This is a genomic window from Denitrobacterium detoxificans, assembly GCF_015062615.1.
Classification (GTDB): domain Bacteria; phylum Actinomycetota; class Coriobacteriia; order Coriobacteriales; family Eggerthellaceae; genus Denitrobacterium; species Denitrobacterium detoxificans_A.
On sequence record NZ_SUUH01000002.1, the window covers coordinates 546,154 to 562,880 of the forward strand.

Annotated in this window: 10 protein-coding genes and 3 tRNA genes; 3 read left to right on the forward strand and 10 right to left on the reverse strand. The window is 54.9% G+C overall.

What is annotated here, in order from left to right; genetic code table 11:
• Nucleotides 1–2: 2 nt before the first annotated feature.
• From E7002_RS05070 to E7002_RS05080, 3 genes are all read right to left on the reverse strand, one after another.
• Nucleotides 3–1,919, reverse strand: coding sequence for an NADH-quinone oxidoreductase subunit L (locus E7002_RS05070; protein ID WP_303727786.1), 1,917 nt, complete (start codon nt 1,917–1,919; stop codon nt 3–5).
• Nucleotides 1,920–2,148: 229 nt separating this feature from the next.
• Nucleotides 2,149–2,940: a sulfite exporter TauE/SafE family protein gene (locus tag E7002_RS05075; protein ID WP_303727770.1), complete on the reverse strand. Its 792-nt coding sequence runs from the start codon at nt 2,938–2,940 to the stop codon at nt 2,149–2,151.
• Nucleotides 2,941–3,141: 201 nt separating this feature from the next.
• A complete protein-coding gene (locus E7002_RS05080; protein ID WP_303727771.1) occupies nt 3,142–4,797 on the reverse strand; it encodes an FAD-binding protein in 1,656 nt (551 codons plus the stop codon).
• 209 nt (nt 4,798–5,006) lie between these two features.
• Between E7002_RS05080 and E7002_RS05085 the strand changes: the two genes are divergently transcribed.
• The 3 genes from E7002_RS05085 to E7002_RS05095 all read left to right on the forward strand — a co-directional run bounded on the left by E7002_RS05085 (nt 5,007) and on the right by E7002_RS05095 (nt 9,650).
• Nucleotides 5,007–6,416 carry a LuxR C-terminal-related transcriptional regulator gene (locus E7002_RS05085; protein ID WP_303727772.1) on the forward strand — a complete coding sequence of 470 codons (1,410 nt, stop codon included), beginning with the start codon at nt 5,007–5,009 and terminating at the stop codon, nt 6,414–6,416.
• A gap of 223 nt (nt 6,417–6,639) precedes the next feature.
• On the forward strand, nt 6,640–8,802 hold the full coding sequence (locus tag E7002_RS05090; protein WP_303727773.1) for a glycosyltransferase: 2,163 nt from the start codon (nt 6,640–6,642) through the stop codon (nt 8,800–8,802).
• 80 nt (nt 8,803–8,882) lie between these two features.
• The gene (locus E7002_RS05095) at nt 8,883–9,650 is read left to right on the forward strand and encodes a M15 family metallopeptidase (protein ID WP_303727774.1); all 768 of its coding nucleotides are present in this window, start codon (nt 8,883–8,885) and stop codon (nt 9,648–9,650) included.
• A gap of 73 nt (nt 9,651–9,723) precedes the next feature.
• Here the strand turns inward: E7002_RS05095 and E7002_RS05100 are convergent, their stop codons facing one another.
• The 7 genes from E7002_RS05100 to E7002_RS05130 form a co-directional block, all read right to left on the reverse strand.
• Nucleotides 9,724–10,449 carry a DUF554 domain-containing protein gene (locus E7002_RS05100; RefSeq protein ID WP_303727775.1) on the reverse strand — a complete coding sequence of 242 codons (726 nt, stop codon included), beginning with the start codon at nt 10,447–10,449 and terminating at the stop codon, nt 9,724–9,726.
• A 136-nt stretch (nt 10,450–10,585) separates the two neighbouring features.
• On the reverse strand, nt 10,586–13,924 hold the full coding sequence (locus tag E7002_RS05105) for an ATP-binding cassette domain-containing protein (protein WP_303727776.1): 3,339 nt from the start codon (nt 13,922–13,924) through the stop codon (nt 10,586–10,588).
• Nucleotides 13,925–14,182: 258 nt separating this feature from the next.
• The gene (locus E7002_RS05110; protein WP_303727777.1) at nt 14,183–15,043 is read right to left on the reverse strand and encodes a hypothetical protein; all 861 of its coding nucleotides are present in this window, start codon (nt 15,041–15,043) and stop codon (nt 14,183–14,185) included.
• Nucleotides 15,044–15,169: 126 nt separating this feature from the next.
• Nucleotides 15,170–15,244: transfer RNA gene (locus E7002_RS05115), tRNA-Val, on the reverse strand.
• A 93-nt stretch (nt 15,245–15,337) separates the two neighbouring features.
• Nucleotides 15,338–15,411, reverse strand: a tRNA-Cys gene (locus tag E7002_RS05120).
• Between the two features lie 51 nt (nt 15,412–15,462).
• Nucleotides 15,463–15,538 (reverse strand) — tRNA-Gly (locus tag E7002_RS05125).
• 104 nt (nt 15,539–15,642) lie between these two features.
• Entirely contained in the window at nt 15,643–16,596 is a 954-nt protein-coding gene (locus E7002_RS05130) for an InlB B-repeat-containing protein (protein ID WP_303727778.1), read from the reverse strand.
• Nucleotides 16,597–16,727: the final 131 nt, after the last annotated feature.

Sequence of the window (16,727 nt, forward strand, 5' to 3'; positions counted from 1 at the left end):
TTCTAGAAAACGGCCGTGATGCTGGCGAGGGACATGGCGAATGCGGCGATGATGATGAGCGTGCAGCTTATCTCGCCAATAGGTTTGATGCGGCTTTCGCCGAACAGTGATTCCAGGTACCAGTTGCGCACCGTGGCTTCGGAGCGCTGGCTCATGGCGTTGACGTACACGCGATTCGCGTTGTCGGCGCTTACGCCGGCCAGGTACACGCTTGCCTTCTTGCCCTTGGGGGCCTTGCGATTCAAGCCAACGAACAGGAGCAACGTGACGACCACCGCAAGGATGCTCGTGATCCACAGGATGTCGTCGCTCAGGGCTGCAGTGGGGTTCGCGTACACGGTTGCAATGTAGGGCAGCACGACGTAATTGCTGATTACCGGCAGGAAGAAGCAGCACAGCACGATGAGGGCGGCCATGAGGTACAGGGAAACCCATTCAGTCTTGGTAACCGTGACCTCGACGCTTTCCTGCGCCGCGGCAATGCCCGAGAGCTTGCCGAGCCATTTCGCCCAGAACATGAACGTGGCGGCCGAGCCAAATGCCAGGAGCACGAGCAGCACGACCTGGTTCATCTCAACGAGCGAGACGAGCGTGGCCCACTTCGAGATGAGCATGCCGAACGGCGCGATGAACATGGTCATGATGCCCAGCATCATGAGGCGGGCCAGCTTCGGCATGCGCTCGAACAGCAGGTCCATGTCCTCGATGTTGCGGCTGCCAATGTGATGTTCGGCGGTGCCCACGCACAGGAACAGCAGCGACTTGGCGATGGCGTGGAACAGGATGAGGAAGATGGCTGCCCAGATGGCCTCGGGCGTGCCCACGCCGGCGCAGGCAACGATCAGGCCCAGGTTGGCAATGGTGGAGTACGCCAGCACGCGCTTGGCGTTGCTCTGGCTTATGGCCATGAACGAGGCGAGCATGAACGTGATGCCGCCTACCAGGATGACCATCATGGACGGAACCATGGAGACCACGAATACCGGGGCAAGCTTCACCAGCATGAATACGCCGGCCTTCACCATCGTGGAGCTGTGGAGCAGGGCGCTCGTGGGCGTAGGCGCAACCATGGCGCCCAGCAGCCAGGTGTGGAACGGCATCTGTGCCGCTTTGGTGAGGCCCGCGAAGGCAAGTGCGCTTGCGGGAAGCACGACCAGCGCGGGCGTATAGGCACCCAGCGCGATGAATTCGTAGAACGACAACGTCTTCAGCGCGATGGCGCAGAAGTACAGCGCTACGGAAAAGCCCAGGCCACCAGCGATGTTCATGATGATCTGGCGGAATGCGTTGCGAATGGCTTCGTCGGTGCGCGTGTAGCCAATGAGCAGGAACGAGCAAACCGTGGTGATTTCCCAAGCGGTGAACAGCCACGACATGTTGTTCGAGAAAACGACGGCGTACATAGCCGACAGGAACAGGAACATGATGGCGAAGAACACCGGGCGACGGTCCTTCTCGTCAGCATGTTCGCGTTGGAAATCTTCCATGTAGCCCAGAGCATATACGCAGATGCCCGTACCGATGATGCCGATGATGAATGCCATGGCCACCGAAAGGGAATCGAAGTACAAGCCGTAGGTAACGTGAATGCCATGGGCAAATGCAAATTCGAAGACGAGGGAAGCTACAAGTTGTACGCCCGCGAGGATACCCGCCCACACGTTCTTGTATCGAATGGCAAAGGCAATAACGCATACTCCGATGAGAATGCTAGCCAGAGCGCAGATGTAGTCGATGATCTGCGAGCTGAATTCGATGTAAACGCCGGGTGTGGCAATATTGGTGGCGCAGAATACCAGCGTGGCCAATGCGATGATGGCCGCGGCACTGCATACGATTGCCGTTCGCACGCTATTGTTCTTGATGAAGAGCAATACTGCTGCAATCACCAGCGGGAACAGAATCAGGAAACCAATCATTTCCACGAGCTTCACCCCTTCTAACTTCTCGACTGCTATAAAAAACGGTGCCTTGTAGCACCGTAGACAGAGTATCAAAAGCTGCTCCACTCTTCGCTAGTGGGGCTGTTCAGCCACATAATTTCTCGGTAGGCGGGAAAAGCGGTCCCCTCCGTTGCGCGTGGACGGCGCGAAAATGAGGGTGGACGGCTCAGCTTTCCGAATTGTCCATAATCTGCACACGTTCGCGTTAAAAGATGCCCAAAAGCTGAAGCACCAAGCGCACGAAGAAAATTGCGATCACGACGAGGACGATGGGGCGAACGATGCCTACCCCCTTGTTCGAGAAGTACGTGGCGCCAAGGTAGTTGCCCGCGATGTTGAAGAGGCCGGCGAGTAAGCCCAGGCCGATGAGCACTTCCCCATTCACCAGGAATACGGCAAGCGATGTGACGTTGGTGGTGAGGTTGATGCTCTTGGTAACGCCCGCAGTCTTGAAGACGTCGAGTCGCGCCACACCCATGAGCAGCAGCATGAGGAACGTTCCCGTGCCGGGGCCGTAGAAGCCATCGTAGATGCCGATGGTGAATGCGATAAGCATGCAGAGCGCTACGGTCTTGCCGAACGGAAACGCGGGCGTCTTCGGAGAGATGTCTTTCTTGAAGAGCACATATCCGCCTACGACGGGTAGGGCCACGAGCATGACTATGATGAGGAGGCGGTCGCTTGCCAGGAGGGCAAGATTCGACCCCAGGAAAGAACCGCAGATGGCAAGTGCTACGGAAGGAATGCAGAGCTTCCAATCCATGTAGCCACGCCGTGCGTACTTGATCGTGGCGATGGTCGTTCCCATGGTCGACGACATCTTGTTCGTGGCGATAGCCGCGTGGGAAGGAAGGCCGCACAGGATGTATGCGGGAAGCGAAACCAGGCCTCCCCCGCCGCCTACGGCATCTACGAAGCCCGCGGCAAACAGCAGCGGTGCGATTATCAAGAGTGACCAAGCGGGCAGGCCGCCAAGAAAGAACTGTGCGAGATCCACGATACCCTCAATGCGCAAAACAACAGACCGCATGCAACGGTATCGCAGGGCATAACGCGCGCAACTCCCCTCTCTCATTCCCCCAACAATCAACAAGAACCCTCAAGGGCACGATTTGAGCACATGTGCGCGACTAAGTGAAAAGGGACGCCGAGGAGTATCGGCGTCCCAGGGAGGGATATGTCATTTGTCGCGAAGGTGCTACGCGCTAATAATCTCGCGTGCGGCGATGCGTCCGAAGACCATACATTCGGTGATATTGCCGCTGCCCTGGTATTTGGCGGCCCATACCGAACCGAATTCGCCCGAGGAGTACAAATGGGGAATCGGGTTTCCATCAACGTCGAGAATGCGGGATTTCTCATCACGACGCGGACCGCCATCGGTGTTGAGGATTTCGGGAACGCACTCGATGGCGTAGAACGGAGCGGTGGCAACGGGCGTGAGCTGGGAGGAAGGGCGATGGAACTGAGTGTCTTCCCCCTTTTCGCAATCGGAATTCCACTTCTCGACCGTCTTAACGAGCTCGTCGACGGGAACATCCATTTGCTGAGCCAACTCCTCGATCGTGTTGGCCGTGAGGGCATAGCCATCTTCGACGGGGTTGATATTCGGTTCGATTTCGCGCTTCTCGGTTTGGTTTTGCAGCGTATTGGTGAGCACGTCCTTACCAAGGTAAGCACCGTATTTCTGGCCTTCGGCATCGAATACGAACCAGGTCTTGGGTGGGATCGGCAGGCAACGCCAGTCGCCACCGAAGTTCTGATGGCCGTGACGGCATCCGTAGTGGAGGTCCAGCGATCCTTCCTCGCCCTTCGTGTACATCGTCGTGCCCTCCCATTCCTGGTAGAAACGACGACCATTGATGCCCACGACGATGCCCTGAGCCTTCTTGAGGGTGCGGTACTGCAGGAACTGCGTGCCATCGCGACTCACGCCATTGGTCCAGGCGCCGGCAAAGCTGTTCATGTGCCACATGCTAGCGCCGAGCTTTGAGCAGATGCGGTGCCCATCGCCCGTGTTAAGCGAAGCGCCTGCCGCGTGCATCCTCTCGAAAGATAGATAATCCTGCAGCATTTCCTGATCGTTCTCAAAGCCACCGCACGTCATGACAACGCCCTTGCGCGCCTTCACGTAGACGGTCTTGCCCGACTTCTCGTACGTGCCGCCAATGACCTCTTTCGTTTCGGGATCCTGCACCAAGGCGGTAAGAGGTGCGTTCGTAAGGCGCGTTACGCGATCGGAGTACTGGTCGAGCACGTTGCTCAGGAAGATGGTAATGTGATTGACGCCGTCCTCGTTATCCTTTTTGAACTGGCACTTTGAAAAGCTTTCGGACCCCTCGAGCTCAAAGTACTCGGCAGCCCCACCTGTCATCGGGGTGATTTTGACGTCGTCTTCCTTCATGCCAAGAGACGTGAGCCAGCCCCAGTTTTCCGCAGCGCCCTTTGCATACGTCTCGTAGACGATTGAGGGCGTAGCCGAGAAGTCGCCGAGAAGGGCCTTCATATACTTGGTGAAGGATTCGACGTCCTCGGTAATGTGAAATGAACCGCTGCATACGGGGGAATTGCCTGCGCCGCGTTCCGACGCGCCCTTTTCGAGAAGTAGCGTCGTAAGACCATTGCCCTCAGTCGCAATCGTGGCCGCGGTGGCCAAGCCCGCCGCGCCAGCGCCAACGACAAGCACATCGTATTCTTCGTCCCAGGTGATATCGTTGATGTTTGTGGCCTGGTCGTTATTCTTGCTCTTTGAAGGGGCGCAGCCCGTAAAGCCCATCGCAGCGGCACCAAGTGCTATGGCGCTGCTCGTTTTCAGGAACGAACGGCGCGAATAGACGTCTTTAATTGTCTTCACTGTTATCTCCTTGCTTGAACCATCCGCATCATGCGGTCTGACGTATGCAGCATTGGGCCAAAGGCAAGCAAGCGTATACGCCCTAAACGACGTAATCCACCCCGCTTTTCCATCGCCCGTTTAGGGTGCATTTGCAAAAGACCAGTTGAGAAGCTTTTAAATTCGGAGGGGAGTTGGGTATAGTTCTAAGGGGATGAGGGAGGAATTACGTGATTGAAAGCCAGAATGCCAAAACCATTACCCGAACGTACGTGCCGCTTTCGGTGGGGTTTGCGGCATGGTATATCTGTTCGAACTGGATGGGGTCATTTTCTTATGACGTAGACGCTTGGTGGTTCAGCAAATCACTTTGCTTTTTCGTGGGCATTCCTGGGGCCCTCATACTTTGCGTTGCGACTAAAAGGGCTCCGAAATCACTCTTGTTTGGAATCGATACAGTAGCCGCTTCCATTCAGGTCACAACGATTGTCTGCTGCAGCATCGTCGACATGAGGCACGTACCTCTTGCCGGCGCCATTACGTCCGCTTTTGCCCTTGCGACTTCTTGGCTCATGGCACAATGGAGCATTCGATATGCGCGAACGTCTTCAGCCGATGCGGCTGGTGCGTTCGTCGTTTCTCTTGTTGGAATTTCAGCTGTCAAGCTTGTCGTTTCCCTCATTGGATTCGAATGCTATAGCATCATAGCGGCAGCAGCTCCCCTCCTGTCCGTAACCTTACTGCATGCTGAAATAGAGCATGCTCCCGCCGAAAAGGCGCAATACGTATACGGAGCGGATGAGATAGCTTCGCTATGGCCCATGGCCGTATCGGCGGCCATCTTCTTTCTTGTCTGGTCGTGGCTCAATGCGTCCTTGAAGCTATCCACGGGTCATTACTCGTTTGGGGCGAGCGCGGATAGCGAGCTAACGGTGCTTTCCTATCTCCTGCTCATTGCAGTATCTACGTTCCTCTATTGGTGGATGGTCGCACGCTCGCGACGACTCGACGTTTCACTCGTCTGGCGACTGGCATTCGTCTTCATAGGGATTGGCCTTGCCCTCTCTGTATCCATTGGCATCATAAAGCCATTACAAGTTGTCACGGGTCCGACGGCCGTAATTGGCGAGTTGCTGCTGTGGCTGACCCTCGTCGATATCGCCCGCCAGAGTACATACCAAGCGTCCGCCATCGTTCTTCTCGGAATGCTTCTCTACGTTTTTCCCGACGCTATTGCCCGCGTGCTCATCGGAGCCTTCTCCGCGAGCGTAAACGAGCAGGTCGTTGCAAGCTATTCTTTACTCGCCATCATCCTCGTTGTGGCGTTCCTACTTCCTCAGCGCTCCCCCGACGCCGATCGCCTGCTTTCCGGGACAATGAACGAGCACCCAACGAAAGACGTTGACAACAGGATCAACGAAACATGCCATGCCATTGCCAAACAATACGGCCTTTCAAGTCGCGAAGAAGACGTCTTGAATTTGCTTTGTCGAGGCCGCTCCAAGCCGTATATCGCAGAAACATTGTTTATCTCGGAAAACACGGTGCGATCGCATGTAAAGCGAATCTACCTGAAGCTCGACGTGCATTCTAAGCAAGAACTCATCGATATCGTCGCGGACGAAAAGAGGGATGTATAGCAACCTACCTGCAGCGTTGTTCCATTTGAATACTTATGGAGAAATGACGAGTAGATAATTCACTCTTGAAACAATATAACCCCCTATTCGTTTGAATGAAAACGTTTCTCCACGTCAAGCGCGTACACGAAATGCTCGAAGTGTCGAAATTGCGAATATCAGTCTCGCTTCACAACTGCTCTTCACAATACGGACCTTGAAAAATGTTACTGCTGAGGTGCGTATGGATTTGCAAACGTTCGTCGTGGGGTTCGGCGCGTTCACAATTTTTGTCTTTCTCTTTTGTGGCATAGATGACGCCATTTGGGACATCGTTTCCTTCTGCTCGCGCATCTACCGCAGGAAGTCGAATAATGCCCGAATCAATTTCGAGCAAATGCGCTCCACCCCGCCCAAAATGCTCGCCGTGTGCATTGCCGCCTGGCACGAGTCGAACGTAATCGAAGACGTCATCGATACCTTCGTCACCAACACCGACTACCCCAAGTCGATGTATCACCTATTCGTGGGCGTCTACCCGAACGACCCCGAAACGATTGCCGCCGTAAAATCGGCTTCCAAGCGCTTTCCCAACGTGCATGCCATTGTGAACTGCATCGATGGCCCCACAACGAAAGCCCAGAACATCAATCACGTCATTCGCCAAATCAAACTCTACGAGGAGCAGAATCACATTCGGTTCGCCTCGCTGACCGTTCACGACTCCGAAGACGTTATCCATTCCTACGAACTTCTGGCTACGAATTACCTCATCGACAAGCACGAAGCGCTGCAGTTCCCCGTGTTCCCCATCATGGAGATGCCCACGTTCAAGAACTTCTTCAGGCAACTCACCACGGGAACGTACGCCGATGAGTTCGCGGAGCACCATTTCACGACGCTTGTTGCGCGCAGGAACCTAGGTGCGTTCGTGCCCTGCGCCGGCACCGGATTTGCGCTCTCGAGGGGCCTGATTGATAGGTTCAACGGTGAGGATGTCTTGCCGAGCGACAGCCTTACGGAGGACTACCTCCTTTCGCTTCAGCTGTACAAGAAGGGCATTTCCCTGCATTACGTTCTCGAACGCCTGCCCCGTGTTCTGCCAAACGGCAAGATCAAGGACGATTTCATCACTACGCGCGCCCTGTTCCCCGCAACGTTTCATGCCGCAGTGCGCCAGAAGACGCGCTGGGCGTATGGCATCACCATGCAATCCATCAGCCTTCGGGACGTCTTCTTCTCGAAGGGCGTGAGCTTTGCAGGGCGTTATTCCTTCTACAAGGACGTCAAGTCGAAGTACATCAACCTCATGCCCATCATCGGCTATGCGGCCTCGCTCTACTGCATTGTCTCGTTTCCGTTTGGCCTACCGAAGATGTTCCCCGAGGATTCCCCCTTCTTCTTCCTGGCCGTACTGGTATTCCTTATGATGTTCGTACGTCAGATCACCAGGGCACATTCGCTCTATCGCGTATATGGCCTGAAGAGCGCTTTCTTTGGCTGCTTCCTTCCTCCGCTGCTTCCCATTCGCCTCATCTACGGCAACATCATCAACTTCGTCGCAACCAAGGGCGCCATTAGCATGCGTTTTCGCGTGGGCAAGAATCGCCCTCAAAAGGAAAAGGCGAAGAAGAGTCCGCGCCGCAAGGTTAAGTGGGCCAAGACCGACCATGAGTTCCTTACGAGCGAGCAGCTGCAGCGCTATCGCCGCAAGATCGGCGACACCCTCATCGTTCAGGGATGCTTGACGGCAGAGGAGTTCAGGGATGCGCTGGAGGAAATGGACCATGAGTCTGGCGAGCACATCGGCGCATTTCTTATTCGCAAGGGACTCATCACCGAGGTGCAGATGGTGCAGGCCCTAAGCCACGTTCAGCACGTGCTCTTCCTGCCCGATGGCGTCGTGAACAAGCTTGGCTACCGCGAGGCCCTGGAACAGTTCGACCGGGAACGCCTGCGAAAGGCGAAGATCCTGCCTCTTGCGGTGGAAGGCGATACCGTCTACGTTGCCGTGTGTGACGAAACGAGCGATGCGGCCATTCGCGTATTCTCGGAAGAGAATGGAGTGAACGTGAAGCGCATGTACTCAATGGAATCGCAGATCATAAGCGCGCTTTCCGACGAGCGGAACCTCGATCGCACGCTCGACTCCATTGGTCTTTACCGTGCTGGCGTCCTTTCCTACGAGCAGGCCGTGCTCGTAGGCGTCTATTCCGTGTTCCTGAAGAAGCCCGAACGTGAGATCCAAAAGTACATGGGCTTACCTACTGACGCAGGCACGAATAACGTCCATTGCTACGGGCTGCGTCGCGCGCATCACGCTCAGGCGCCTGAGCGTGATGAGACGCGTACGGCTAGCATATTACCTGCTCGAACAGGGAGTGCATACGCGCAAGACTGCGTTTAGTTACCATTTGGAACCAAACGGAATTCCTTTGGGTTCGCTGCCGTATCATTTCCAGCCAGGGAAACGCAAGGGGGGAAATCATGAAATCAATGACACGTCGTGGTTTTGTAGCCGCCATGGGAGGGGCCCTTTCGGCTGTGGCTCTTTCGGGCTGCGCGCAAGGGCAAACGGGCACCTCTTCGAGCGCGTCCGATTCCGGTAGCGAATCGCAAGACCCAAGAGCCGATGCATCGGGGTTTGTACTGCTGGCAGACGCAGTTCCCGACGCCATTCAGGAGATACGCTATTACTCGACCTACAACTTCGTGGGCGATCGCATAGATGGTTACGAACAGCCCATTTCCCTGCTCACGCGTGAAGCGGCGCAAGCGTTGCAGGATGCGTCCAAGATGGCGATTTCGAAGGGGTATCGCCTGAAGATATTCGACGCCTATCGTCCGCAAAAGGCCGTCGACCACTTCGTTCGCTGGTCGAAGGACCTCTCCGATACGCGCATGAAGGATTACTTCTATCCCGAGCTCGATAAGTCCGTCCTATTCGACCAAGGCTACATTGCCGAGAAGAGCGGCCATACGCGAGGCTCCACCGTAGACCTAACGCTGTTCGACATGGCGACCGAACGCGAAGTCGACATGGGTGGCACGTTCGATTACTTTGGCGAACTGAGCCACCCCGATTATCGGGATATAACCGATGAGCAATACGAGCGGCGCATGGTTCTGCGCGATATCATGCTCAGCTCCGGTTTCAAGCCCCTCGTTGAGGAGTGGTGGCACTTCACGTTAGAAGACGAACCGTATCCCGATACGTACTTCACCTTTCCCCTGAACGTTTCGTCTCTAAGCTAGCAAAGCCATCGAACGGATAAAGAAAAGGGATGTCTGCGTCATGCTCGCAGACATCCCTTTGCTACATGAGGTCTTACCAGGCAATTGGCAGGAAGGTGAACAACGGGGCAATAATGATGGCGGGCAGCATGTTTGCCACCCGAAGCTTGGTATCCCATACAAGGTTCACGCCCACGCAGAAAATAAGAATGCTTCCAACGAGCGCAAGGGCCGCTAAAGCGGAAGTGGTCATAATCGGGCAGATAAGCACCGCCAGCGCGGTTACCGTCCCTTGAAGGAGGCCAACGGGAATAGCGGAGAACGCACATCCTCGCCCAAGCGAACATGTCATGACCAGGATGATAACGAAGTCGAGAATCGCCTTGGTGCACAAGATGGATATATCTCCAAGCATGCCATCCTCGACTGCTCCAACCACTGCCATGGCACCCACGCATACGGTCACCGACGCCGTGACAAACGCATCTACGAAGGAACGGTCCTCGGTGTTTCCCGTCTTGCGCTTGAGCCACTCGCCAAATCGATTCACGAGATCCTCGATGCCCAATACCTCGCCTACGATAGTTCCCGAAAGCACACTTGCCACCACGAACAACGATTTGCCTGATGCAAGGGTGCCCCCGTCGAGGGAAAGCATGCCTTGCATGGCCCCCGCAATTCCAATGAAGAGCACGCATACTCCCGCCGCCTTGGCAAGCCCCTCTTGCAGACGTTCGCTTAGCAGCATTCCAACTGCAGAGCCAAGCACTCCCGCAGCCACAATAGCTGCAATGTTTATGATTGTTCCGAGACCAGGCATAGACCTGCGTTTTCCTCCTTCGACCTAACAGTATAGGAAATCATCAAGATTTCGCCAGATAGCCCAATAGACGATGGCGTAATGAAGGTTCAAGGGGAATGACTACTATCACATCAATGCAGCCACAATCGACTCGTTAGCTACTCAGAAATCGAGCTGGGCGCTTGCATGACACAACAAGTGACGGTATCAAACCTACAAGCAACGGAAGCACGCCCGAGAGTACGATGAGCGCGGCGGCTATCTGAGGGGACAGAACCATGACGTCTACGCCCGCAAAGCTTGTGGCCGTCATGCTGTTCACGCCCGCAGACATTGCGTAGACGACGCCCACCGCAATCACGCCAGCGAGCAAGCCTTCCACGAACGTCTCGATGTTGAACATGGCCACCAGGTTGCCCCGCGATGCGCCAAGGGATCGTAGAAGCCCCATTTCTCGGCGTCGTCCAGCTATGCCAGTGTAGGTAAGGAGCGCTAGCATGATGGAACCGACAACCAGCGAGACGCCAATGAGAACGATCAGCACCAGGCCCACGATGTCCACAACGCCAGACAGGGTTTCGGACATGTCGCCAGAATTATTGTTGTAGATGATAGTTCGGTCGTGCATTCCCGCCTGGTCCATGCGATCGTTGTAAGCCGTGATAATCCCAATCACCTTCTGCTTTGCAGCAAGGTCTTTTGGATAGATGCTCATCGAGAGCGGCTTGCTCATGTCTACGTAGCCAAGCTTGGCCATGTTGTTGTCATAGCCTATCTCGGATGAGTCAGATAGGTTGTTAAGAAACGCAACGAGATCCTCTTCACTCATGTTGATCTGGATTACGTTGGCAAGTTCGTTTCCAACCACAGCGACCCCATTGTCGACCTCAGTGAGAATGCGGTCGAGCTCATTAGCTATAGCCGCTTCGAGTTCCCTGCCTAGTTCGTCGGCAACAGCCGGAAACTCGCGCTCGAGCTCCTCTTCGGCCTCCTTCGCGATTTCCTCCATGGACTGTTCGATGATTTCGGCACTGACTTCGTCGATTAGGACCTCGACGTAAACGCCCGTTAGGTAATCTTCGAGCTGACCACGCACGACTTCACCGTAGCTCTGCCCCACGAGAAGGTCGAGTTCGAGCATTTGCTGCTTGCCGACATCGGTTTGCAAGTAGTCTTTCCAATAGCGGCTAACCTTATCCGAATCGCTCAGATCCTCGGCAGTGGCCCCCTCATCAATGGCCCAGGCGGTGAAGTTGGCAACCATGCCCCCCGTTAATATGCTTACCTCGGCTTTCTGCTCATCGGTCAGCTCCAAGCCGGATTCTTCGGGATCGAGCATCGAGGCGAGTTCGATGGCATCGTAGATCCTCTGTTCGTTCACCGCGTCGAGGATGTCGCGTTCGTCAATCTCGAATTGCGACCAGTCAATCTTCGAGAGGTCAGCCCAAAGCAGCTCAAGGTCGTCATCACCGGAATCAGTCTCTTCCACATCACTATCTCCAAACATGCCGAGCAGGCGAGCAATCGCCTGATCATTAACGGTAATGACGTTCTCGAGGTCCAGATTGCCCGCCGGATGCGCCTTCAAATCCTCAAAGCTCTTACCCGTAAACACGTCGACATCAGGGTTCTCGAGCTGTTGCTTGGTAATCGCACTTTGAGCGGATACCCCGACGAGGTAATCGACGAGTTCGGACGTATACCCGACGCCTTCGGGCATGAGCGGGGAAAGCGCATCACGTTTCGGCTGTACGATACCGCACACCTTCAGCTTGATGCCTTCTTGGGCTATTTTGCCGGCAACATAGTCGTCGTCCAGCGACTTATCGGCCCACGTGCCTCGTGCCTCATCCTTCTGGTAAAGGCTCACGCGCGGCAGAACCACGAAATTCGCGTCCATAAGCTGGTCGTAGCTAAGCTCGGATGGCGATTCGGGAAACTCGACGCTCTGCCCGTCGAGGGTCGCATTCAGCGCGTCGTTAACTGCCTCGTGGTCGTAGAGCCCAAGGTAATAGAGCGTAAGGTCACTAATACCGCCGTCTTTGTCGAGCACAATCACGCATTCGTCGTAGCTTTGAGGCCAAGTGCCATAGACAACGTTCATCTGCTCGTCCAATATATCCTGGCTGTCGATCATCTGATGAAACCCGCCTAGGCTATTAAGCGAGCTTGCGGTCGAGTTGGCCCGACGCATGACCATTTCCGAAAGCGACGAAGGATTAAGCTGTTCAACGCCCTGGGTCGTGTCGCCATTGTATACAAGGGGCACAATGCCATAATCATATGTGACAGTGTCAACATAATCGAGAATACCATCCGAATTTGAATCGACGAATTGCTTGAAACCAGCAAGGTCATTATCGCGAACGTGTGAGATCGTTTCGGTGAGCATCGATGATACGTCTTGAATGGAGCCATCGAGAGTATTTACCTTTACAGTGCCCGGAGACGACGAGCTTTCCTCTGTGGCCGCACTCTGGGAATTGAGATTCCTCAAGCTCTCGCTGCTAAGCAAGCTCGTGAGGTCAAGGTTGGATTTCCCTACAACGATAGGGTCGGTGGCAATCGAAGACTCTTCGAAACCAGCAATGAGATTATTTGCACCGCCACCAAGCGCCACGATGGTAGCAATGCCTATCATACTTATGGCCGATGCGATGGCTGTGAGTATTGCCCGCCCCTTCTTCGCAGACATGTTGCGGATCGAATAGCCTACCACAGCGAAAAACGGCATGCTCCGCCGCGATTTCGCTCGTAGGCGGGGATTAGAGCTGCTCTTTTCCGAAAGCTGCGCGGATTGTTCGATAGTCCCGACGACGATTCCATTGTGCGTAGATACATCGCTGACCACTTTGCCGTTGGCAAAGCGCAAGATCCGACTGGCGCGCGAAGCCAGTTCATCGTCGCTCGTAGCCAGTATCACGAGTCGACTCCTCGCTGCGCGCTCGAGAGCGTTTACTACCGTTTCCGCGGAGCTTTTGTCAAGCCCACACGTCGGCTCGTCCGCAAGAAGGATATCAGGCTCTTTCGCCAAGGTGCGAGCAATCGCCACAAGACGCTGCTGAGCGCTTGAAAGGGCCGCTGGCTTCTTCGACGCGCAGTTTTCAACACCCAGAAGACGAAGGGCTTCGAGCGCTCGTTCACTGCGCTCGGTTTGGCGAACGTTTCCAATCGTTAAAGCCAGCTCGACATTCTCGAGCGCAGTTCGATGCCCCACGAGAACAGGGTCCTGGAACGCAAACCCGACACGCGCGTTGCGGTATTCATTCCAATCGGCCTCTCTGAATGTACGGGTCGACTTGCCATCAATGATTACCTCACCTGAATCGGGCTGTTCGATTCCTCCCAGGATGTTCAGGAGCGTGGACTTGCCACAAGCCGCCGGCCCGCAAATCGCAACAAGGCCGCAATCTCCGAAGGCGACGGACACATCGGAAAGTGCCGCATTCTCTCCCTTAAAGTAGTTCTTGCCTATATCGCGCAGCTCAATCATGATCAAACCTTGCTTTCAGCTAATTCATATTCGCATGCTTACCACGCGAAATGCCGCCATCGAGTAATGATTGCGCCTAGAAAGCTAACCCCCTGCATCATTTTAGCATGCGCTCTTCTCTGGCATCGCACCGTCAGACAGTGGATAAACGACTGTTACCAGGGAAAAGGTGACGTGAGAGGCCATGCGGCACGCTGAGGACTATCGCAGTGACTGTAAGACACTCCCTCGCTCTCATGCTGAGCCCCTTCCGGTTAACTACCCAACAAGCAAACGGCGAACATCTTCGTGGTACTCGGGTCTCACGAGGTAGTACAGATAGACATCGAGAAGCTTGTTGCGATTTCTCTTGCGCCCAACAATCTTAAAGTAACGAATTCCATGCTCCGTGCGCAGGCGCGCAATCTCCTCGTTAGAGAGAACAATTGGTCCGTCAAAGAGATCGGCCAGGTCAGCTTTCGAGCGGCCGCACTCCTCACAAAAGAGGGTGCTCTCACCGTTTAACTGGTCGCGACTTTCATGCTCGTAATGCTTTTGCCGAACAGGGCAATGCGGCGCACAGAGCTCGTTGACCATAACCTCGAGGCGTTCCGGATGGGCAACCTGAGCAAGGAAGTCGTAGTCCTTGTTCAGGTTGTAGTTAAGAACCACATAGTCAAAGCGATCGAGCGCATCGTTAAGCAAATGTACGTCTGTGATGTCTCGGCTTGTCGACAGCACGAGCTTAAATGGATAGTTTTGACGCAAATACTCTGCCACGTCATCTGAGTAGACTATTACCTCAACATCATAGTTGCTTGCGATATCTAAGATCTCACGAACATATGCGTCGTCTCTCAACACGTGGCGGTCGAGGAACACGTTGGTGAAGGTCAGACGCACCTTCACGCCCATGTCGTTAAGCATGGCAAAGGTTGCATGTATCAGAAAAGGCTTGTACTGCCTCCCCAAATAGTGTCGTCCGCCATTTGCTTTACATTGGGGGAAGCAGCCGTACACGCTATCAAAGCACACCCCGTCTCTAAACATCGCAGGGTCGCTGTTCCAAGCCTTGATGAGGGCAAGGTTCAAGTGGAAGTTGTACGTGAAATCCGGCAATGCAAAATGTAGGTCAACCATTGATTTACTCCTTGACCAGCTACCAGACAACGAGACCAACACGCCAATACGCACAGATGAGCACAATAACAAATGCCGCAGATAACAAAAGAGGCCAGAAGCATCAGCTTCCAGCCTCGCAATTCGTGGTGGGCGTTACAAGATTTGAACTTGTGACCTCTTCCGTGTCAGGGAAGCGCTCTCCCCCTGAGCTAAACGCCCGTTAGCTTTGCAGCAGGAAGTATTCTAACAGAGCTGAGTGCTATGTAAACACCCAATTTTAAAAACTTCCAGCGCTGCGTTCATGAAGCAAATTGGAGGCGACGCCCGGATTCGAACCGGGGGTAAAGGCTTTGCAGGCCTCTGCCTTACCACTTGGCCACGTCGCCATGCTTTGCTTAAAAGAGCCAGCCGATTGCTCGGCCGGCTCACATGAACAATGGAGCGGACAACGGGGTTCGAACCCGCGACCCCCACCTTGGCAAGGTGGTGCTCTACCAACTGAGCCATGTCCGCGCGCAAGAAAGTATTATACGCGACTCACCCTTTCTGGCAAGAGGGTATTTAATTTTTTGTAGCTGAGTACATAATCCCAGGTGAACTGCCAAAACCGACGTTCATTAGTCGATGCGTTTGCCTACGAATATGTCCATGTAGACATTGTCGAGACGGCAGGTCTGGAGCGAGGCGTACTCCCCCTGCGGCATGACCATCGCCTGCAATTCGGGCGTGAAAACGGTTCCATCGTGCAGTACCGTCACAATGCGCACTACGCGGTAGCAGCCAAGGTTGCCCGCATCGTCGCAAACCGCGAAAAGGGACCCCACGCGAAAATCGGCTACGGGGGCGAAGATACCGGGATTGTGTCCGATGTAATATGTCGGCTCCCCATCGGTGACGCATCCAATGCCCTGCCAGATGCCAGCTTCCTGCGCTGGAGCGGTATCCCACCCATAGCAATAGGAATACGGAACGGCATCGAGTCCATCGCCAAGATACAGCGTCGCAGGCGCGGCATCTACCGCAGGCGTCCAGACGGCATGCGCAGTGACATCCCGGGCAAGCGTAGGGTCGATGCTATCGACCAACTCCTCGCATCCATCGATACGCCAACCCTGGAATTCATACGCATAGCGCGAAGGCTCTGGAAGCTTCACGACGTCCGATTCGACGGAATACGACGTAGGCGGGCAATCCGTAAGCGATCCACATGCCAAGTCATAGGATATGGCGTACCTGTCGCGCGCCCATACCGCCCGTAGGGTGCCACTACCCCCTACCCTGCTGCTATCAGGCCCTGTAACGGCCCCAGAGGAGCTATCTACCCATCCGAGCAGCACGTAGCCGTCTTTATGCGCTTGCGGCATCGAGACGGGCTCCCAGGCCCACACCCTAAGGGTGCCCGCTTCCTGCCCCTCGATGCAACCACCGTTGACATCGAAGGTGACGTCGGAAAACAGAAGCTGGTCGAGGGGCGGGATGAAAGATGAACGAAATGTGAAGACGGCGAGAAAGAGCAGGCATGGCAAGAGGATTGCAAGCGCCCAAACCCTCTTTGATGATGTCTTTGCCATATCCCTCACCGCGCACATATCCTGCACATTTTCCAGAGGTCTACAGCATAGCAAATAAGACGATATGAGCAGGACACGACAAGGGAAGCCCCTCCTGCATGAATATCGCGCGGATTAGGCCGACAATGTGA

Coding starts and splice junctions, on each gene's coding strand:
- E7002_RS05070 (WP_303727786.1), bottom strand. CDS start 1,919: ATGATTGGTTTCCTGATTCTGTTCCCGCTGGTGATTGCAGCAGTATTG.
- E7002_RS05090 (WP_303727773.1), top strand. CDS start 6,640: ATGGATTTGCAAACGTTCGTCGTGGGGTTCGGCGCGTTCACAATTTTT.
- E7002_RS05095 (WP_303727774.1), top strand. CDS start 8,883: ATGAAATCAATGACACGTCGTGGTTTTGTAGCCGCCATGGGAGGGGCC.
- E7002_RS05100 (WP_303727775.1), bottom strand. CDS start 10,449: ATGCCTGGTCTCGGAACAATCATAAACATTGCAGCTATTGTGGCTGCG.
- E7002_RS05105 (WP_303727776.1), bottom strand. CDS start 13,924: ATGATTGAGCTGCGCGATATAGGCAAGAACTACTTTAAGGGAGAGAAT.
- E7002_RS05110 (WP_303727777.1), bottom strand. CDS start 15,043: ATGGTTGACCTACATTTTGCATTGCCGGATTTCACGTACAACTTCCAC.
- E7002_RS05130 (WP_303727778.1), bottom strand. CDS start 16,596: ATGGCAAAGACATCATCAAAGAGGGTTTGGGCGCTTGCAATCCTCTTG.